15 protein-coding genes are annotated in these 19,258 nt (G+C 74.4%); all 15 read left to right on the top strand.

Features of this window, described 5'->3' with window-relative positions; all coding sequences use genetic code 11:
* Positions 1-54 precede the first annotated feature (54 nt).
* The 15 genes from QHG49_RS30240 to QHG49_RS30170 all read left to right on the top strand — a co-directional run bounded on the left by QHG49_RS30240 (position 55) and on the right by QHG49_RS30170 (position 18,723).
* The gene (locus tag QHG49_RS30240) at positions 55-3,285 is read left to right on the top strand and encodes a hypothetical protein (protein ID WP_301491984.1); all 3,231 of its coding nucleotides are present in this window, start codon (positions 55-57) and stop codon (positions 3,283-3,285) included.
* The gene (locus QHG49_RS30235; RefSeq protein ID WP_301491983.1) at positions 3,282-3,986 is read left to right on the top strand and encodes a DUF4255 domain-containing protein; all 705 of its coding nucleotides are present in this window, start codon (positions 3,282-3,284) and stop codon (positions 3,984-3,986) included. The genes QHG49_RS30240 and QHG49_RS30235 overlap by 4 nt, the downstream gene beginning before the upstream one ends.
* Positions 3,986-6,052: an ATP-binding protein gene (locus tag QHG49_RS30230; protein ID WP_301491981.1), complete on the top strand. Its 2,067-nt coding sequence runs from the start codon at positions 3,986-3,988 to the stop codon at positions 6,050-6,052. Before QHG49_RS30235 ends, QHG49_RS30230 begins: the two co-directional genes overlap by 1 nt.
* Positions 6,053-6,260: 208 nt before the next feature.
* Positions 6,261-7,826 carry a phage tail sheath family protein gene (locus tag QHG49_RS30225; protein WP_145486085.1) on the top strand — a complete coding sequence of 522 codons (1,566 nt, stop codon included), beginning with the start codon at positions 6,261-6,263 and terminating at the stop codon, positions 7,824-7,826.
* Positions 7,827-7,871: 45 nt separating this feature from the next.
* Entirely contained in the window at positions 7,872-8,312 is a 441-nt protein-coding gene (locus QHG49_RS30220) for a phage tail protein (RefSeq protein WP_159699147.1), read from the top strand.
* Entirely contained in the window at positions 8,309-8,806 is a 498-nt protein-coding gene (locus tag QHG49_RS30215; RefSeq protein ID WP_111585469.1) for a zinc-ribbon domain-containing protein, read from the top strand. The genes QHG49_RS30220 and QHG49_RS30215 overlap by 4 nt, the downstream gene beginning before the upstream one ends.
* Positions 8,803-8,961 (top strand): DUF6760 family protein, encoded by a 159-nt coding sequence (locus QHG49_RS30210; protein ID WP_164932503.1) that lies wholly within the window; start codon positions 8,803-8,805, stop codon positions 8,959-8,961. The genes QHG49_RS30215 and QHG49_RS30210 overlap by 4 nt, the downstream gene beginning before the upstream one ends.
* A 109-nt stretch (positions 8,962-9,070) precedes the next feature.
* Positions 9,071-12,373 (top strand): hypothetical protein, encoded by a 3,303-nt coding sequence (locus QHG49_RS30205; RefSeq protein ID WP_301491977.1) that lies wholly within the window; start codon positions 9,071-9,073, stop codon positions 12,371-12,373.
* A gap of 25 nt (positions 12,374-12,398) precedes the next feature.
* Positions 12,399-12,824 (top strand): phage tail protein, encoded by a 426-nt coding sequence (locus tag QHG49_RS30200; protein WP_145486087.1) that lies wholly within the window; start codon positions 12,399-12,401, stop codon positions 12,822-12,824.
* A gap of 55 nt (positions 12,825-12,879) precedes the next feature.
* Entirely contained in the window at positions 12,880-13,602 is a 723-nt protein-coding gene (locus tag QHG49_RS30195) for a LysM peptidoglycan-binding domain-containing protein (RefSeq protein ID WP_145486088.1), read from the top strand.
* Positions 13,599-15,422 (top strand): VgrG-related protein, encoded by a 1,824-nt coding sequence (locus QHG49_RS30190; RefSeq protein ID WP_301491974.1) that lies wholly within the window; start codon positions 13,599-13,601, stop codon positions 15,420-15,422. The genes QHG49_RS30195 and QHG49_RS30190 overlap by 4 nt, the downstream gene beginning before the upstream one ends.
* 37 nt (positions 15,423-15,459) lie before the next feature.
* Positions 15,460-15,777: a PAAR domain-containing protein gene (locus QHG49_RS30185; protein ID WP_085562784.1), complete on the top strand. Its 318-nt coding sequence runs from the start codon at positions 15,460-15,462 to the stop codon at positions 15,775-15,777.
* Positions 15,777-16,199: a GPW/gp25 family protein gene (locus tag QHG49_RS30180; RefSeq protein ID WP_159699156.1), complete on the top strand. Its 423-nt coding sequence runs from the start codon at positions 15,777-15,779 to the stop codon at positions 16,197-16,199. Before QHG49_RS30185 ends, QHG49_RS30180 begins: the two co-directional genes overlap by 1 nt.
* Positions 16,199-18,163, top strand: a complete 1,965-nt coding sequence (locus tag QHG49_RS30175) for a putative baseplate assembly protein (protein WP_159699159.1) — start codon at positions 16,199-16,201, stop codon at positions 18,161-18,163. The genes QHG49_RS30180 and QHG49_RS30175 overlap by 1 nt, the downstream gene beginning before the upstream one ends.
* Positions 18,160-18,723, top strand: coding sequence for a phage tail protein (locus tag QHG49_RS30170; protein WP_145486092.1), 564 nt, complete (start codon positions 18,160-18,162; stop codon positions 18,721-18,723). The genes QHG49_RS30175 and QHG49_RS30170 overlap by 4 nt, the downstream gene beginning before the upstream one ends.
* Positions 18,724-19,258: the final 535 nt, after the last annotated feature.

Raw genomic sequence — 19,258 nt, 5'->3', positions numbered from 1 at the left:
CATGGCGCACAGTGGCGGAGCGCACCCATGTGTACTGAGACTGCGAGGTGGACCGTGAACGGCACCGCTGGCCCCGGCGGGCAGCGCCGGCTGGGGAGATTCGGCGCCTCGTCGCTGCTGCTGGTCCCGTTGTTGGCGGTGACCGCGGCCTCGGGACCGAGCGGCGCCGACCCCGTCCGGCCGACGGCCGCCCAGGTCGCGCCCGCGCGGGTGGCGTTCGCGGGCACCGACCACCGCAGCCTGGGCCGGGTGGCGAGCACCGGGAGCAGCGATCCGCTGTTCGGCGCGGGCCCGGCGCACTACGACGTGCAGGCGACGGCGCTCGGCGACACGATCGTGTTCGCGAGCCGCCGTGACGACAAGCATCCGCAGATCTATCTGCGGGCGGCGGACGGCTCGGTGCGCAAGCTGACCAGCGGCCGGGACGCGGCGCATCCGAGGCTGACCCCGGACGGCGGCTCGGTGGTGTTCGACTCGGCGGAGCCGGGCGGCCCGGACGGCGAGAAGCAGCGCGATCTCTGGCTGGTGCGCACCGACGGCACCGGTCTGACCCGGCTGACCGACACGCCGTACGACGAGCAGAGTCCGACGGTGTCGGCGGACGGGCAGCGGCTGGCCTACAGCGCGGACCCGGACGCGGGGACCGGGGCGCAGATCTATGTGCGCCCGCTGGCCGGGGGCGCCCCGACGGCGCTCACCGGGACGCTCGGCGGCAGCGCGACCGAGCCGGTGTTCAACCCGGTGAACGACGACGCGCACCGGAACCTGCTCGCGTACACGTACACCGTCGACTCCACGACCGGGCCCCGGCTGCGCGAGCTGGGCCGCCCGGACGGCGACCAGCCGCTGCTCGCGGGCACGGCGGCGCAGTGGGCGACCCACGGGGCGGCCTGGATGCCCGACGGGAACGGCGTGCTGTTCCTCAGCACCAACCACACCTGCTCCTGCGAGGGTGACTGGAACCATGTGTGGCGGGCCCCGCAGGACCCCGGCCAGCACCCGGACCCGGATCTGGTGCTCAGCGAGAACCGCGATGTCTCGTCGGTGACCTGGGTCGGCTCGGTGACCGGCGGCTACCCCGTGGTGGACCGCCTCTCGGAGCCCGCGCCCGCGGTGAAGGGCCAGAACGCGACGCCCGACCAGCGGGTGGCGACCCTCCAGGACGTGCGGATGGACGGCTCCGATCCCCGCGATCTCGGGGTGCCGGTGCTCCAGGAGGACCCGGCGGCCGACACCAACACCGATCCGACGAAGGACCCGTTGTTCGAGCCGGCGGCCGGGTACGACCCGTGGACCGAGCGGCAGAACTACACGCCGGACGGCCGGGGGATCGTGGTCACCCGGTTCGAGGACGCCCCGAGCGGCCAGGGACGGATCGAGCGGATCTGGACGACGGACGCCGACGGGCAGAACCCGCGGGCGATGCCGCTGGCCGGGCGGGGGCCGCAGGACTGGGACACCGACCCGACGTTCTCGCCGGACGGCAAGTACCTGGCGTTCACCCGGACTTCGCCGGGCGGGGTCGGGTCCGCGTCCGGTCCCGGCCGCATCCTGATCGCCGACGCCGCCACCGGCGCGATCGTGCACGAGGTGGTCCCGCCGGCCGGGCAGCAGAACGGCAGCGACGCCCAGCCCACCTGGTCCCCGGACGGCACCGTGCTCGCCTTCACCCGTAACGCGGTGATCGACGGCAAGGGCGGCAACAAGCACATCTGGACCGTGCCGGTCGACGACCTGAACGCGCAGAAGGACCTCAGCGCGGCGAACTGCCCCGGCAACTGCTCGGTCATCGACGACAGTCCCGCCTTCTCCCCCGACGGCCGCTCGATCGCCTTCAACCGCAAGAACGGCGGCGGCCTCGTGGACGAGCGCAACGGGCTGGTGCTGACCTCCGTGTCCGGCGACAGCTGCCAGGTGCTGCTGCCCGAGGCGGCGCGGGGCAGCGCGGACGCCTGCCGTCAGCAGCTGCCCGACACCACGGTCACCGGACCGCACCAGCCGCGCGACGCGGCCTGGACGGCGGACGGCTCCCAGATCGTGTTCAGCGCACGGGACGACGCGCCGGTCAACTGCCCGGAGAACCTCTACGTGTTGACCGTCTCGACGGGCCAGGTCACCCCGCTCACCACCGAGTTGCCGGGCCGGCAGAAGGAGCCCAGCGTCGAGCAGTCGGTGGACCTGGCGGTGCACGCCCCGGGTACGACACCGCCGCTGACCGTCGGCACGTCCACGGACCTGACGGTGGACGTCGTCAACAACGGCCCGGCCGCCTCGCCCGGCACCCGGCTGACCATGGCGCCGCCGGCCGGCGTGACCGTCACCAAGGTCACCTATCCGGGCGGCACCTGTGACGCGGCCACGCTCCAGTGCGACCTCGGGGTGGTGCCACCCGGTACGACGGTCCCGGTCACCGTGACCGTCACCGGGAACGTGACCGGAGACCAGCCCATCGACTGGTCGGTCACCGGCAGCGTCATCGATCCGCAGCCCGGGGACAACTCCACCCGGACCGTGGTGCCGGTACGGCCGCCCGCGCCGCCGACCCCGCCGCCCCCTACGCCCACCCCGACCCCCACGCCCACGCATACGCCCACCCCGAAGCCTCCGCCGCCCGCGCCGCCCGCTCCGCCCGCGCCCAAGGCGGGCCCGGGGGTCACCGTGACGGCGCAGCCCAACCCGGGTTACGTCGGCGGCCGGGTCGTGGTGACGTACACCGTGCGCAACGGCCGCAACGCGCTGGCCACCGGGCTGCGGCTGCGGATCTCGCTGCCCGCCGGGATCCCGAACGGCGGTCCGCCGCCGGGCTGCGACAGCTCCTGGCTGTGCGCGCTGCCCGATCTGGCGCCGGGTTCCGGCACCGTCGTACGGGTGGTGCTCGCCCCCGACCACGCGCTGACCGGCCGGGCCACCGGTGTCCTGACCACCACCGGCACGGATGCCGACCTCCGGGACAACAAGGCCAGTACGAAGCTGCGGATCCTCCAGCCGAAGATCATCGCGGTGCCGCCGATCGGCAAGCCCGGCTTCGTCACCTCGGTGCGCGGCAAGGACTTCCCGCCGGGCGTGCCGGTGCGCTTCACCTGGAAGCCGGGGATCACGGCCGCCGCCGCGCCGACCGTGCCCAAGCCCGACGGAACCTTCATCGGCCAGCTGCTCATCCTCACCAAGGACCAGACGGGACCGCGCACCATCACCGCGCGGGGCCCCGGGTTCTCCCCGGTGAAGACGGACTTCCTGGTGGTGACGGGCAGTGTGCAGCCGCCCGACGAGGTGACCCGCCGATGATCCACGAGGTCGACGAGGCGCTGCGCGCGCTGCTCGCCGGGTCCGGTCTGGAGGCGTCCGGGGTCGAGGTGGTCTTCGACGCCCCGACCCGCGACTGGGCGGCCCGCCGCAACGCGCCCACGGTGTGCGTGTTCCTGTACCACATCCAGGAGGACGCCACCCGGCGCGGCAGCGGCGCCGGTGAGGTGCACGACACCGAGGGGTATGTGGTGGCGCGGCGCACCCCGCCCCGCTGGTTCGAGCTGACGTATCTGGTCACGGCGTGGGCGAGCCGCCCGCAGGACGAACACCGGTTGCTCTCCCAGGTGTTGGGCACGCTGGTGAGCACGGACGCGCTGCCGGCGGACCTGCTCACCGGCTCGCTCGCCGAGCTGGGGCTCACGGTGTCCCTGGACACCGCCGGGGGCGGGATCGACGCGCCGTCCGCGTCCGATGTGTGGTCGGCGCTGGACGGCGAGCTGAAGCCGTCGCTCGGCGTCCGGGTGCGCGCACCGCTGGCCGCCGTGGCCCGCCCGGCCGCGCCGCCGGTGACCGAGGGTCTCCTGGTGCGCGCGGGCGGACTCGGGGCCGACGGGGAACCCGCGCCGGGACGACGGCTGCGGTACGAGGAGGTCGGCGACCCCGGTGCGGAGGGTTTCGCCGGCCTGCGTGAGCGGCCCGCGGTTCCGGCCCGGCGCCGCCGAGGGAGGCGGCAGCCCTGATGTACGCCACCGAGGCCGAGGTGGACGTCCTGTGGGCGCGGCTGCGGCTGACCGAGGAGCGGGTGCGCCGTGCGGTGGCCGCGCGGCGCGCCGTCGACCCGGATCCGGACGACCCGTACCGGGGCCAGTACCTGACCCCGCAGGCGGTGGCGCGGATCCTGGAGGAGCCGGGCGGCCTGGGGCTGCCCGACCACGAGCCGCCGCCGGTGCCCCCGACGTCCGGACTCGGGCTGCTGGCCGAGCGGTTCGGGCTCTCGCCGCTGGACACGGATCTGCTGCTGGTCGCCCTGGCACCGGATCTGGACCCCCGGTTCGAGCGGCTGTACGGCTATCTCAACGACGATCTGACGCGCCGCCGGCCGACGGTCGCCCTCGCCCTGGAGCTGTGCGGGCTGCCCGCCGCGTCCGCCGCCCGCTTCCGGCTCGCCCCCGGGGCGCCGCTGATCGCGGGCGGTCTGATCGAGGTCACCGAGCCCGAACGGCCGCCGCTGTCACGTGTGCTGGCGGTCCCGGACCGGGTGAGCGCGCATCTGCTGGGCGGCACCGAGCCGGACGCGCGGCTGGCCGGGCTGCTCGGCGAGGCCGACGCCGACCCGACGGCCGAGCCCGCCGACGTGGCCCGCGCGTCCGCCGCGGCGCTCTCCGGTCCCGGCCTGGTGCAGCTGCTGAACCGCGGCGGCGACGCGCCCGGTCTCGCGGTGGCCGCCCTGCGCGCCGCCGGGCTGCGGCCGCTGGTGCTCGACGCGGCGGCCCTCGCCCGGCACGGCGCCGAGGTGCCCGCGCTGGTCCGGGTGGCGGCCCTGGAGGCCCGGCTGTCCGGCGCGGGCGTCGTCCTCGGCCCGCTGGAGGCGCTGCCCCCGGAGCCCGCCCGACGCGACCGGATGACCAGGGACGTGTGCGCCGCGCTGCGCGGGCTCCCGCTGTTCCTGTACGGCACGGACGGCTGGGACCCGGCCTGGGCCGCCGACACCCCGGTGGTCCTCCCGGTGGCCCCGCCCTCCCCCGGCCGTCAGGCCGCACGCTGGCGGCACGCGCTGGAACGGGCCGGCTCCGACGGTGTCGACCCGGCCGCGGCGGAGACGCTCGCCTCGGCGGTCGCCGCGCACCGGCTGGACGGCGGGCAGCTGCGCCGGGCCGCGGGCGCCGCGGTGCGCACGGCCGCGCTGGCCGACCGGGCGGTGCGGCCCGACGATCTGCGGGCCGCCGTACGGGCGCAGAACGGGGCGGGGCTCGCGCGGCTGGCCCGCCGGGTGGAACCGGCCGTCGGCTGGGACGACCTGGTGCTGCCCGCGCCGACCCACCGCAGGCTGCGGGAGCTGGCGGTGCGCGCCCGGCATCGCGAGCAGGTGCTCGGGCAGTGGCGGATGCGGCCGGGCGGCGGCCGGGGGCGGGGTGTGATCGCGCTGTTCGCCGGGGAGTCCGGCACCGGCAAGACGATGTCCGCCGAGGTGGTCGCGGCCGACCTGGGCATGGATCTGTACGTGGTGGACCTGTCCACGGTGGTCGACAAGTACATCGGCGAGACAGAGAAGAACCTGGAGCGGATCTTCACCGAGGCGTCCGCGGTCAACGCGGTGCTGCTGTTCGACGAGGCCGACGCGATCTTCGGCAAGCGCTCGCAGGTCAAGGACGCGCACGACCGGCACGCCAACATCGAGTCGGCGTATCTGCTCCAGCGCATGGAGTCCTTCGACGGCATCGCCGTACTGACCACCAATCTGCGGGCCAACCTGGACGAGGCGTTCACCCGGCGGCTCGATGTGATCGCGGACTTCCCGGTGCCGGACGCCGGTCAGCGGCTCGCGCTGTGGGAGCGGTGCCTGGGCGGGCGGCTGCCGCGCGCCGCCGATCTCGACCTCGGCTTCTGCGCGGACCGCTTCGAACTGGCCGGGGGTTCCATCCGGGCGTGCGCGGTGACGGCCGCGTATCTGGCGGCCGAGGCCGGACTTCCGCTGAGCATGCGGCAGTTGATGGCGGCGGTCGCCCAGGAGTACCGCAAGCTCGGCCGGCTGGTCCTGGAGAGCGAGTTCGGGACGTGGACGCGGGATGTGCTGACGGACTCCTGAACCGCCCGCTGTCCAGCGGTTTTTACCGTTCCTAGGGCTTTTCCACAGGGCGCGTTGCCCGAAAGGGAAGGCGGTGCCGGGCGCGGGCGCCCGGAAAGGCAGCGGGGTTGCCCTCGCCCAGGTCCGCGCGCCCCTGTCGCCATGCCGCACCGGCCTCGGAGACTCGACATCGACGCAGGTGACACCATTGGCACACGAAGGAGCGAGTATGCCGACGTACCTCACCCCGGGCGTGTACGTGGAGGAGGTGCAGTCCGGTGCCCGACCGATCGAAGGGGTCGGCACCGCCGTCGCCGCGTTCGTCGGCTTCGCCCAGACCGGACCCTTCCACGAGCCCACCCTGGTGACCAACTGGGACCAGTACCACCAGCTGTTCGGCGGCTTCACCGAGGGCACCTACCTCGCGCACGCCGTGTACGGCTACTTCGCCAACGGCGGCGGCGCGGCCTACGTGGTCCGCATCGGCGGCTCCGGCGGCGACTCCGCGGCGCCCGCGGCCGCCCAGTCGGTGCCCCGCCAGGCCCCGGCGCCCGCCCCGGTGGCGGTCGGCGGATTCCTCGTCGCGGCCAAGCCCGGTGTCTCCGGCGTGTCGGTGGAGATCGCAGACCCGGAGGGCGAGGGCCCCGAGGACCGCTTCCGGCTGCTGGTGCACCGCGGCGAGCAGGTGGTGGAGAACTACGACGTCTCCACCCGCAAGAACGTCAAGGGCTATGTGGTCAACCAGGTCCGCACCTCCAAGCTGATCGAGGTCACCGAGCAGCGCGACGCCGCCGCCCAGGCGCGGCCCGCCGCCCAGACGGTGGCCCTGCCCGACGCCCCGGGCGCCCCCGCGGTCCCCGCCCCGTCCGGCGGGGTGGCGGCGCGGCTCGACCCGGCCGAGTACGTCGGCGACTCCGCCGCCCGCACCGGGTTCGGCGGTCTGGAGGCCATCGACGAGATCACCATGGTGGCGGTCCCGGACCTGATGGGCGCCTACCAGCGCGGTGACATCGATGCCGAGGGCGTGCGCACGGTCCAGCTCGCGGTGATCTCGCACTGCGAGCAGATGGGCGACCGGGTGGCCGTCCTGGACACCCCGCCGGGCCTCAACGCCCAGCAGGTGCGCACCTGGCGCAACGACGAGGCCGGCTACGACTCCCGGTACGCCACCCTCTACTACCCCTGGGTGCGGGTCTTCGACCCGGCGGCCGGCCGCAACACCACGGTCCCGCCGAGCGGTCACATCGCGGGTGTGTGGGCGCGCAGCGACGCCGAGCGCGGGGTGCACAAGGCGCCCGCCAACGAGGTGATCCGCGGCGCGGTCGACCTGGAACTGCGGCTGAGCAAGGGCGAGCAGGACCTGCTGAACCCGATCGGCGTGAACTGCGTACGGGCGTTCCCCGGCCGCGGCATCCGGATCTGGGGTGCCCGCACCCTGTCCTCCGACCCGGCCTGGCGCTACCTGAATGTGCGCCGGCTGTTCAACTACCTCGAAGAGTCCATCCTGCTGGGCACCCAGTGGGTGGTCTTCGAGCCGAACGACGACCGGCTGTGGTCCAGCATCCGGCGCAATGTCACCGCGTTCCTCACCGAGGAATGGCGGCGGGGCGCGCTGTTCGGGCGCACCGCCGAGGAGGCGTTCTACGTCAAGTGCGACCGCGGCAACAACCCGCAGGAGTCCATCGACCAGGGCCGGGTCGTGTGTGAGATCGGTGTCGCGCCGGTCAAGCCCGCCGAGTTCGTGGTCTTCCGGCTGGCCCAGTTCTCGGACAGCACCAGCCTCATCGACGAGTGAGACCAGTGACCCGCGGGTCGGTCAAGGAAAGGTGACAAAACAGTCATGGCAGAGGGCGATGCTCTTTCCACCCATGTCTTCGGCGTGCAGCTCGGCGGCTACATGGTGGAGTCCATCCAGGAGATCAGCGGCCTGACCGTCGAGGAAGAGGTCGTCGAGGTACGACAGGTCACCTCGGAGGGCAAGCAGATCATCCGCAAGCAGCCGGGCGCCCGGCAGGCGGGTGAGATCACGATCACCCGGGGACTCGACCAGTCCAGCGAGTTCACCAAGTGGATCAAGGAAACCCTGAACAACGGTGCCGTCGACACCGCCCGGCAGAACCTGACCATCGAGATCAAGGACTCCAAGGGCGACACGGTGCGCCGGATCCAGCTGATGCAGGGCTGGGCCTCCCGCTGGGAGGGTCCCTCGCTCAAGGCGGGTGAGTCCGCGGCGGCCACCGAGACGGTCACCATCGTGTTCGAGGAGATCGTCGTCGAATGAGGCGCCGTACGGTGACGGCGGGCAGCCTGGAGGAGATCCTCGACGCGACGGCGCCCGCCCCGGCCCCCGAGCAGCCGCAGGCCCCGGCGCCACCGTCCGGCCCCGCGGCCACGCGTGACCACGGGCTGCGCACCGAGTTCGAGTTCGAGCTGCCGCGCGGGTACGTGGACGAGTCGGGCACGCTGCACCGCAGCGGGTCGATGCGGCTCGCCACGGCCCGCGACGAGCTGCGCCCGCAGATCGATCTGCGGGTCAAGGAGAACCCCGCGTACCTCAGTGTGGTGCTGCTGAGCCAGGTGATCACCCGGCTCGGCACCATCACCGATGTGCACGCGGGCGTCGTGGAGCGGATGTACGCCACCGACGTCGCCTTCCTCCAGGACTTCTACCGCCGGGTCAACAGCGAGGGTCACACCCGCGCGGCGGTGACCTGTCCGCACTGCGAGGGCGGCTTCGAGGTCGACCTCTCGGGTGGGCGCCTGGGGGAATCGTGACGTACGCGCTTCCCCGGCTCCGGGAGGAAGTCGCGTACATCGCCTATCACTTCCACTGGCAGCGCGAGGAGATCCTCGACCTCACCCATGCGGAGCGCCGCCAGTGGGTGGGCGAGATCGCCCGTATCAACGCCCGTATGAACGAGGGTGGTTGAGGTCATGGTCTGGTGGGATGTACGCCGCCGACGGGACCGGGCCGCCGACATCGCGTCGGCGGCCCCGTCGGGTCCGTCCGGCTCCGGGCCGGCGCGGGCCCCTTCTGCCGTGCCCGGGAACTCCGCGCCGGGGGACTCCCTGCCCGGGGACTGGGACGGCGGCTGGCGCCGGGTCGCGCCGCCGTCGCTCACCGTGGCGCGCGCGACGCTCGGCGTCAGCGACGGCCTCACCTTCCGTGACGGCCTCACCTCCTGGCAGAACCCTGCCTTCGACGCGGGCCTCGGCCATGGGCTGCTGCCCTCGGCGCCGATGGGCCTGGTGCACGGTGTCACGCGCCCTGCCGTCCAGCGCTCGGAGTACGGCGCCGGCGGACCGCTGCTGCTGCGTTCGCTGCCGGTACCCGGTGGCGAGGAGGCGGGGGACGGCGAGGATGCCGGTTCCGCGCTGGCGCAGGTCCAGCGGGTGGTACGGGCGGACGGGCGGGGTGCCGGAGAGATACGGCGGCCGGCCAAGTCGGCGCGCCCGCAGTCCCCTTCGCCCTCGCCGGGTGCGGCGACGCACGCCGTGGCCGACGGCGCGGGGCGGCCGTCCGGACCGGAGCTTCCGGTGGTACGGCGGGTCGCCGTGGTGCCGAATGCCCCGGGCGCCGGAACCGCGCCGCAGGGTATGCGGGTTGAGCCCGGCAGGGCGGCAGCTGTACGACCGCGGGCGCTGGGCCCCTCGCTGACCGTGGCGCGCCGGGTGGCGACCGGGCCGGTACGCCGGGTGGCGTCGGTACGACCGGTACCGGCTGCCGGTGCCGATACGCGCGCCGGTGTCGCCGACTCTGGAGCCGGTGTCGGTGCCGGTGCCGGTGCCGGTGCCGATGTCGTTCAGCGTGCCTCCGCTCCCGGACGAGCCGCCGGGCGGGCCCCCTTGGGTGAACCGATGGCGGAACTGCCGTCCACCGCGACCCCGTTGGCCGTCGACAAGCCGTCCCGTTCCGTCACGGCCGATGTCCCGGCACCGAGCGGCCCGGCACTGCCGGTCGTGCAGCGCAGGGTCGATACTCCCGAGGCCGCATCCGGGGAATCCGGCGCGGCGCCGCGAGTTGTGGCGGCGGACGTGCGGCCGGACTCCGGTGCGCAGCAGCCCCCTGCCGTACAGCGCCGGGCGGACGGTACCGGTTCCGGGTCGGCCGGTGCTCGGACGGCGTCCGGGCCGCTGCTTCCCGAGGTGCGGCGTCACGTGGACGCCACCGGTTCGGCTGCTGCCAAGGGTCCGGAGACTTCCCGCGCCGCCGAGGCCCAGCCCTCGGCCGGGCCGGTGCTGCCGGTCGTACAGCGTCAGGCGGAGGCCCCCGGCTCCACGGGGCCCGAACTCCCGTCCGTCGAGGCGCCCGAGCCCTCACGCGCCGCCAAGCCCTCATACGCCGACAAGCCCTCACGCGCCGCCGAGGCCGACACTCCGACGCCTTCCCGGCCGCTGCTTCCCGAGGTGCAGCGCCTGGTGGACGCTCCCGGCTCCACCGGGGACACCCGACCGGCCACGCCCGGCCCGTCGGCCGACGGTGCGCCCGAGGCTCCCCGCGTGGCCGACGCCCCGCCCGCGGCGGGACCGGTGCTGCCCGTCGTACAGCGCCGGACGGACGACTCCGATGTCGCTCAGCCGACAACCAAGCCCCTTCTCCCCGGAGTTCAGCGCCGGGCGGACGCTCCTGCCCCGGCCGGGGGCGAACTCCCTGCCGCGCCCGTCCTGCCCGCCGCCGGCGACTCGCCCGCTCCCCCCGCTCCCCGTGCCGCCGCCGGGCCGGTGCTGCCCGTCGTACAGCGTCAGGCGGAGGCTCCCGACACCGAGGTGCCCGCCAAACCGCTGCTGTCGGCGGTGCAGCGTCAGATGGCTCCTTCCGGCTCCGCCGACAAGGAACGGCCCGCCACGGCTCCCGGGACGGCTGCCGCCGCCGACCCGACGCCCAGGTCGGCGCTGCCCGTCGTACAACGCCAGACCGATGCCTCCGCGCAGCCCGGCGCCACGACCACCCCGGCGACGCAGCCCGGCGCCACGACCACCCCGGCGACGCAGCCCGGCGCCACGACCACCCCGGCGACGCAGCCCGGCGCGACGGCCACCCCGGCGACACGGCCCGGCTCCACCACTCCGACTGCGCGGTCCGGCTCCACGACCGCCCCGGCAACCCGGCCCAGCTCCACGACCGCCCCGACGAAGCGGTCCGGCGCCGGATCGGCCGCCGAAGGGCCCGTGCCGGCCCGCCGTGACGAGCGGACCGGGCCGTCCGGGGCCCGTGCCCGTGGCGGACTCGGCGCCCCCCTATCCGCGCTGCCGCCGACCGCCGCCCCGCGTGGGCCGGCCGGTGCCGGTGGCCGTCCGGCCCAGCCCCACGTCCAGCGCGTGGCGGCGGGGCAGGACGCGCTGCGGGCCTCCATGGCGCCCCTCCTGGGGACGGCATCCCCGGACGGGCCCGCTTCCGCGTCCAACTCGCCTATCCCGAAGCTTGCTTCGGCGCCCACCGCCGAACCCGCACCGGCCACTCCCCTGGTGACCCGCGCCGTGGCCCGGCCGGGCGCCTCGGCCACGGACACGCCCGGTGTCGTACAGCGCGCGGTGCCCACCGGACCCGCGGCACCCGGACGTCGTACGAACACCGCGCGCCCGGTCGTCGTGGCCCGTGCCCTCGCCGAGCCCCGGCGGACCGTGGCCACCACCGCCCGCTCGCTCCTCTCCGCCCGCCCCCTCACCCTCAACACCCGTGCGCCGGAAGGCATGCCGCGCCCACCGCGCACCGGCACTCCCGGCCCCGCCAAGGCCCCGGTCGTGGCGGCCTCTTGGCGTCGTGAGCCCGCACCGGAAGCGGCGCGACCGGCCACCCCTGGGGCGCCCCCGGTCCAGAGGGCCGTCACGACGCGCGCCCAACCCCCCGTCGTACGCCCGGACACCCCCGTCCAGCGGGCAGGAGCCGGTGCCGCCCTGCCCCTGACCGAGGCGCAGGCTCCCCCGCTCCAGGCGTCCCCGGCCCCTGCGTCGCTCGCACCGCCCGGCGGGCTCCCCGTACCCGTGGTGCGCATGTCGCGGCCGGTGGAGCCGACTCCCGTGGTTCCGGGCGGCGTTCAGGTCGATGTCGTACAGCGGGACGCGAGGGCGGCGGCCCCCGGCAGGTCCGCGCACCAACGTCCGCGCCAGGCCTCCGCCCCGGTGCCCTCCCCGTCGTCCTCCCCCTCGCCCTCCTCGCCCTCCTCGTCGTCCTTCTCCGCGTCGAGCCCGACGGCCGACCGGAAGGAGGCCGCGCCGCAGGATCCGGGTGTCGACCTGGAGGACCTGGCGCGGCGGCTGCTGGACCCGTTGGCCCGGTTGCTGCGGGCCGACATGCGGCGGGGACGGGAACGCGCCGGACGCCCCTACGACGGACGGCGCTAGCGGACATGGAACGGATGGCCCACGGATGACGGACAACATCTTCGCGACGAGCGTGTTCTTCCGGCTCTCGATCGGCGGCAACGATCTGGGTGCCTTCCACACGTGCTCCGGCATGGGCGCGCAGGTGGAGATGGAGAGCTACGCGGAGGGCGGCAACAACGGCTTCACCTGGCAGCTGCCGGGCCGGGTCACCTGGTCCAACATCACACTGACCAGGCCGGTCACCGCCGACACGATGAAGATCAGCCGCTGGCTCGACCAGACGCTGCGCCGTGTGGAGCCCAAGGACGGGGAGATCGTGGCGCTGAAACCGGATCTGTCGCGGATCATCAGCTGGCAGGTGCTCGGCATCGTGCCGGTGCGCTGGGAGGGGCCGTCGTTCGACCCGGCCAACTCGCAGGCGGCGCTGGAGACGCTGGAGATCGCCCACGAGGGCCTGCGTCCCTCCTGATCCCACGCCCGGTGCCCGCCCTGTCATCCCGATCCGTACGAAAGGAGTTCCCGGTATGTCCTCCGCCGCCCGCACCAGCCGTGCCCGGGCCCAGCTGACCCTGAAGGAACCCCCTTCGGCGGTCGGCGCGAAGCCCGGCGGGACCATCGCGCAGCTCAATCTCCAGTTCAACCCGGCCACCCTGCAACTGCGCAAGTCGACCAGCTGGCGGCGCACCCCCTCCCGGATGGCCGGGCAGTCGGCACTGCCGGAGTTCGTGGGCAGCGGGCCGCGCGAGCTGAGCCTGGATGTCTTCCTCGACGCGACGTCGACGCACGACGACTCGGTCGAGCAGGCGGTGGAGAAGCTGATGAAGGCATGCGTGCCGACACCGGCGAGCCTCGCCCGCAAGAAGCCCGCGAGCCCCTGGGTGCGGTTCGAGTGGGGCACGGCCCGCACCACCTCGTTCGACGGGGTGATGTCGGGGCTCTCGGTGACGTACACGCTGTTCGACGTGGACGGCAAGCCGCTGCGGGCGACCTGTTCGCTCTCGGTGGAGGAGGCGAGCGTCGACCCGGCGGGGCAGAACCCCACCTCGGGCGCGCGCACCGCCCGCAGCACGCACACGATCGTGGCCGGGGACAGCCTGGCGCTGCTGGCCTGGCGGGAGTACGGCGACGCCACGGCCTGGCGGGTGATCGCCGAGGCGAACGGGATCGACGACCCGATGGACCTGCCGCCCGGCACCGAACTGGTGGTGCCGGCGCTCGGGGACGCGGGCGGTGAGGAGGAGCGGTGACGACACCCGAGGCGCGGGGCGGCCGGTCGTTCGCGGCGGACCCCGTCGTGGAGGCGCCCGGTGAGCTGCCGCAGATCTGGGCGGCGCAGCTGGTGAGTTGTGTGGTGGACGAGAACGTGGGGCTGCCGGACACGGCGGTGCTCACCTATCGCGACCCCGACAACGAGTTCCTGAAGTCGACCGGCATCACGCTCGGCACACCGCTGAAGGTGTCCGTGGTGACGGTCGCCGGGCAGGCGCGGGAGCAGTTGTTCGGCGGTGAGGTCACGGCGGTGGAGATCGACCGGGACGGCACCGGTTCGTTCACGGTGGTGCGCGCCTACTCCAAGGCGCACCGGTTGCAGCGCGGCCGGAAGGTGGTGGCGTACCGGAACATGACGGCCGCCGCGATCGTGCGCAAGGTGGCCGCGGGCGCGGGTCTGCCCGTGGGCAAGGTGGAGGCCGCGCCGGTCACCTACAAGCAGTTGTCGCAGGCCAACGTGTCCGACTGGGACTTCCTCCAGTATCTGGCGGGCGAGAGCGGTGCGCAGGTGCGGGTCGACGACAAGGGGGTGCTCCAGTTCACCCGGCCCGAGCCGGCGTCGGGGGCGCCCGCGCCGTCCACCCCGGCGACGCAGAGCCCGATGGTGCTGGAGTACGGGCGCAATCTGCTGGCGCTGCGGGCCGCCCTGTCGGGCGCGGACGGCGCGTCCCAGGTGGAGGTGCGCGGCTGGGACGTCACCACCAAGACGCCGCTGGTGGCCCGGCAGCCGTCGGTGACCAGCAAGACGGTGCAGCCGGGGCTGTCCCCGTCGCTGGCGTCCGTGTTCGGGGCGAGCGCCAAGCTGACGGTGACCGACACCCCGTACCGTACGCAGGCCGAGACGACGGCTGCCGCGACGGCGATCTCCGCCCACGTGGCTTCCGCGTTCGGCGAGCTGGAAGTGGTGGTGGAGGGCAGTCCGCGGCTGCGGGCCGGGGTGCCGGTGGCGCTCGGCAATGTGGGGCCCGCCTTCTCCGGCCGGTACACGGCGACCGCCGTGCACCACAGCCTGGATCCGCACGGCGGCTACCGGACCACGGTGTGGGTCAGCGCCAGCCCGGACCGGTCCCTGACCGGCCTGGCGACCGGCGCCAACGCGCCCGGCCGGGGCCCGCGCATCCCGGGCCTCGCGATCGGCGTGGTGACGGACGTGCGGGAGCCGGGCGGCGCGCAGAGCGGCGCGGTGCGGCTCAAGTTCCCCTGGCTGGACGACACGTATGTGTCCGACTGGGTGCGCACGGTGCAGTGGGGCGGCAAGGGCGGCGGCGGTGTGGTCAGCCCCGAGGTCAACGACGAGGTGCTGGTCGGCTTCGAACAGGGCCTGCTGGACAGCCCGTACGTCATCGGCGGTCTGTACAACGGCGTGGACACCCCGTCCGAGCACGACGTGCCGCTCGTCGACGGGACCAGCGGCAAGATCAACCGCCGTTCCATCGTGTCCCGTTCGGGGCACCGGGTGGAGCTGCTCGATCCGCGGTCGGGTCCCTCCGGGGTACGGCTGCGCACCGGGGACGAGCGCATGGAGGTGATGCTCGACGACCGCGACGACCGGATCACGCTGACCGTGTACGCGCCCGGCGGGCGCCGGGCGCTGTCCTCGGTGCGCCTGGACGAGCACGGCATCACCCTCGACGCGGGCACCGGCAAGGTCACCGTGAAGGGTGCCTCCGTGGCCATCGACGGCACCAACTCGGTGACGGTGTCCGGCCGTTCGGCGGCCGTCTCCGGGCAGACCGACCTCACGCTCGACGGCGGTCTGCTGGGGGTGCTGAAGGCCGATCTCGTCCGCATCAACTGACCCGCCAGCCCCAGACACTTCCCAGGAGGAGCCCCACATGCCCGGCGCAGCCCGTACCGGCGATTCCACCAGCCACGGCGGGGTGGTCGCCACCCCGCCGCCCGGCGCCGCCGCGACGGTGGCGCGGGTACTGATCGGCGGCAAACCCGCCGCTGTGGTGGGCAGCCTGCACACCTGCCCGATCCCCCCGCACGCGGCCCTCGGTCCCGGCAATGTGATCGTGCCCAACCCGGCCTCGCTGACCTCGGGTCTGGTCCTCATCGGGGGCCTGCCGGCCGCGCGGGCGGGCGACAAGTCCGCGTGCGGCGCGAACATCCTGCTCGGCGCCCTGAACGTGCAGATCGGGGGCCTGTGATGAGCGAGCGGTTCATCGGCCGGGGCTGGGCGTTCCCGCTGCGGGTCGGCCCGACCGGCGGGATCGCGCTGGTGGAGCGGGAGCGGGAGATCGAGGAGGCCATCCGGCTGGTCCTCGGCACCGCGCCCGGCGAGCGGCCGATGCGGCCCGAGTTCGGCTGCGGCATCCACGACTACGTCTTCGCGCCCGGCGACGGCGCCACCGCGGGCCGGATCGCCCAGCAGGTGCGCGAGGCACTGGAGCGCTGGGAGCCCCGGATCGGCGTGGACGAGGTGGTCGTCGCCTTCGACGCCGTCGACGCCGGCACCCTCTACATCGATGTGCGCTACACGATCCGTTCCACCAACGACCGGCGCAACCTGGTGTTTCCCTTCTACACGATCCCCTCCGAGGAGGGGGCCGAGGAAGCGGTCGCGGACTGATGGCCCTGCCCTCCCCCAATCTGGACGACCGGCGCTTCCAGCAGCTCGTCGACGAGGCGAAGCGCTATGTGCAGCAGCGCGCCCCGGAGTGGACCGATCACAACGTCTCCGACCCGGGCGTCACCCTGATCGAGACGTTCGCGTACATCGTGGACCAGCTGCTGTACCGGCTGAACCGGGTTCCGGACAAGAACTACACGGCTTTCCTCGACCTGTTGGGCATCCGGCTGTTCCCGCCGGCGGCGGCCGGTGCCGAGGTCGACTTCTGGCTGTCGGCGCCGCAGCAGGACGCGGTGACGCTGCCCGCGGGCACCGAGGTGACCACCGCGGACGGTGAGACCGAGGAACCGGTGGTGTTCGCCACCAAGGACGAACTGCGCATCGTGCCCAGCGAGTTGACCCGGCTGGTGGCCGCGCCCCGGGGCGGGGAGCAGACCGACCGGACCCGGGAGCTGGCCGAGGGCCACGACGTGCGCTGCTTCCAGGCGGCCCCGCAGCCTGGTGACGCGCTGCTGTTCGGGCTGCCCACGGCGGTGCCCCGGTGCATCGTGGCGGTGCGGCTGGACAGCCGGGTGGAGGGCGTCGGCGTGGACCCGCGCCAGCCGCCGCTGGTGTGGGAGGCGTGGGACGGCGGTCGCTGGCGGCTGTGCGAGACCGGCTCGGACACCACCGGCGGTCTGAACCGGCCCGGCGAGGTGATCGTGTACGTGCCCGGCGAGCACACGGCGTCCGTGATCGGCGGCACCCGGGCGGGCTGGCTGCGCTGCCGGGTCACGGAGGCGGAGCCGGGCCAGCCGTTCTACTCGGAGTCCCCGACGGTGCGCGAGGCGACGGTGTTCACGGTCGGCGGCACCACCCCGGTCGAGCACGCCGAGACCGTCACGGATGTCCCGCTCGGCACCTCGGAGGGAGTCGCGGGCCAGACGTTCCGGCTCGGCCGCCCGCCCGTGCTGCTGGACGGCGGTCCGCCGGTGGTCGAGGTGTCCTCGGCCGACGGCTGGCAGCGCTGGGAGGTGGTCGAGCACTTCGGGCGCTCGGGCCCCGGCGACCGGCATGTCCGGGTGGACGCCACCACCGGCGAGTTCGGCTTCCCGCCGGCGCTGCGCGAGCCGGACGGCACGCTGCGGCTGTGCGGCGCGGTGCCGGAGAAGGGCGCCCACATCCGGGTGTCCCGCTACCGCACCGGTGGCGGCCCGGCCGGCAATGTGGCCCGGGGCGCGATCTCGGTGCTGCGCAGCTCGGTGCCGTACATCGCGCGGGTCGTCAACCGGGAGGCGGCGCGCGGCGGCGTGGACGGGGAGACCGTCGCCAACGCCAAGCTGCGCGCCCCGGACGCGCTGCGCATGCAGGAGCGGGCGGTCACCGCCGAGGACCACGAGATCATCGCCCGGCAGGCGGCGCCGTCGGTGCGCCGGGTGCGCTGTCTGCCCGCCGCGGACGGCGGGGCGGGTGCGGTCCGGGTGCTGGTGGTGCCGGACGCGGTCGCCGACGAGGGCGACGACCGGCTCCGCTTCGAGCAGCTCATCCCCTCCGACCAGGTGCTGACCGCGATCACCGAGAGCCTGGACGAACGGCGCCTGATCGGCACCCGGTTGGTGGTGGAGCCGCCGGTCTACCAGGGCGTGACCGTGGTGGCGCGGCTCGCGACCGCGCCCGCCGACACCGACCGGGTGCGGCAGGCGGCGCTCGCCGCCCTGTTCCGCTACCTCAACCCGCTGCGCGGCGGCCCGGACGGCACCGGCTGGCCGTTCGGCCGTCCGGTGCAGTACGGCGAGGTGTTCGGCGTGCTCCAACGGGCCACCGGCAACGCGCTGGTGGAGGAGATCCGGCTGTTCGCCGCCGACCCGATCACCGGGCGGCGCGGCGCGCCGGTGGACCGTATCGACGTCGGTCCGGGCGCGCTGATCTTCTCCTACCAGCACCAGGTCGTCGTGCAGCCGATCGAACCGGAGGCCCGTCCATGAGCCGTGCCGCCGTTCCCGGTCTGCCGAGCCGGCATCCGATCGGCGGGCTGCTGCCCGCGCTGTACGCCGACGACGACTTCGCGCAGCGGTTCACCGCGGGCCTGGACACCGTCCTCGCCCCCGTGTTCTCCACCCTCGACAATCTGTCCGCCTATCTCGACCCGCGGGTCGCCCCGGCCGACTTCGTGGCCTGGCTGGCCTCGTGGGTGGGCGCCGCCGACGACCCCGAGTGGCCGGACGGGCTGCGCCGGGAGGCGGTGGTACGGGCGGTCGAGCTGCACCGCTGGCGCGGCACCCGGCGCGGTCTCGTGGAGCGGTTGCGCCTCACGCTCGGGGTGGAGGCCGATGTCGTGGGCGACGGCGGCGCGGTCTGGTCCCGGACCCCAAAGACCCCGCTGCCGCCGGCGCCGTCCGGTGAGGTGCTGGTCCGGGTGTGGCCGGGCCGGGAGCCGGTGGTGGACGCCGACCGCGTCCGCGAGATCGTCCGCGCCCACTGTCCCGTCCATGTCCCCTGCCGGGTCGAGATCCTGTCCGGACCGCCCGCCGACGAAGGGAGGTGACGCCGTGCGCGCCTGTCCCGCGTGCGGGGCGTCCAACGGCCCCGACGACGACTTCTGCGGCAACTGCGGTGCGTATCTGGGGTGGTCCTCGGAGGGCGCCGCGGCAAGCTCACGGACGCCGAGGCAGGACAACGCTCCGGTGGACGAGGGGAGTTCATCCGCTTCGACGCCGGATTCCGGCTCGGATGCGGGGAGTCCGGGTCCGTCGGCCGCCGCCTCCCCGTCCCGCGCGGAGGAGTCGCGTACGGCCCGGCGTGCGGAGGGACGCCGTACGACGCGTGCCGCCGACGACGCCCGGCCCGTCCAGGCTCCACCGGTACCCCGTACGGCACCCAACGCGTCCGGCGAGTCCGGCGCGTCCGCCGCGCGCAGTACGCCCACGGCGCCTCCGGCACCCCGTACGCCTCCGGAGCCGGCGGTGCCCCCGGCTCCGCGCACGCGCCCCGGACCGGCGGCGACCACGCCTCCAGGCACGCCGCCCGCACCCTCGGCACGACCCAGACCGCCTGCCGCGACGGCGCCCCCGGCCGCTCCG

Source organism: Streptomyces sp. WP-1 (genome assembly GCF_030450125.1).
Classification (GTDB): Bacteria; Actinomycetota; Actinomycetes; order Streptomycetales; family Streptomycetaceae; genus Streptomyces; species Streptomyces incarnatus.
This window is presented reverse-complemented; position numbering and strand designations above follow the sequence as displayed.

Bases quoted from the DNA above. Each gene is read 5' to 3' on its own strand.
- QHG49_RS30235 (WP_301491983.1), top strand. From the start codon at position 3,282: ATGATCCACGAGGTCGACGAGGCGCTGCGCGCGCTGCTCGCCGGGTCC.
- QHG49_RS30230 (WP_301491981.1), top strand. From the start codon at position 3,986: ATGTACGCCACCGAGGCCGAGGTGGACGTCCTGTGGGCGCGGCTGCGG.
- QHG49_RS30225 (WP_145486085.1), top strand. From the start codon at position 6,261: ATGCCGACGTACCTCACCCCGGGCGTGTACGTGGAGGAGGTGCAGTCC.
- QHG49_RS30220 (WP_159699147.1), top strand. From the start codon at position 7,872: ATGGCAGAGGGCGATGCTCTTTCCACCCATGTCTTCGGCGTGCAGCTC.
- QHG49_RS30215 (WP_111585469.1), top strand. From the start codon at position 8,309: ATGAGGCGCCGTACGGTGACGGCGGGCAGCCTGGAGGAGATCCTCGAC.
- QHG49_RS30200 (WP_145486087.1), top strand. From the start codon at position 12,399: ATGACGGACAACATCTTCGCGACGAGCGTGTTCTTCCGGCTCTCGATC.
- QHG49_RS30195 (WP_145486088.1), top strand. From the start codon at position 12,880: ATGTCCTCCGCCGCCCGCACCAGCCGTGCCCGGGCCCAGCTGACCCTG.
- QHG49_RS30185 (WP_085562784.1), top strand. From the start codon at position 15,460: ATGCCCGGCGCAGCCCGTACCGGCGATTCCACCAGCCACGGCGGGGTG.
- QHG49_RS30180 (WP_159699156.1), top strand. From the start codon at position 15,777: ATGAGCGAGCGGTTCATCGGCCGGGGCTGGGCGTTCCCGCTGCGGGTC.
- QHG49_RS30175 (WP_159699159.1), top strand. From the start codon at position 16,199: ATGGCCCTGCCCTCCCCCAATCTGGACGACCGGCGCTTCCAGCAGCTC.
- QHG49_RS30170 (WP_145486092.1), top strand. From the start codon at position 18,160: ATGAGCCGTGCCGCCGTTCCCGGTCTGCCGAGCCGGCATCCGATCGGC.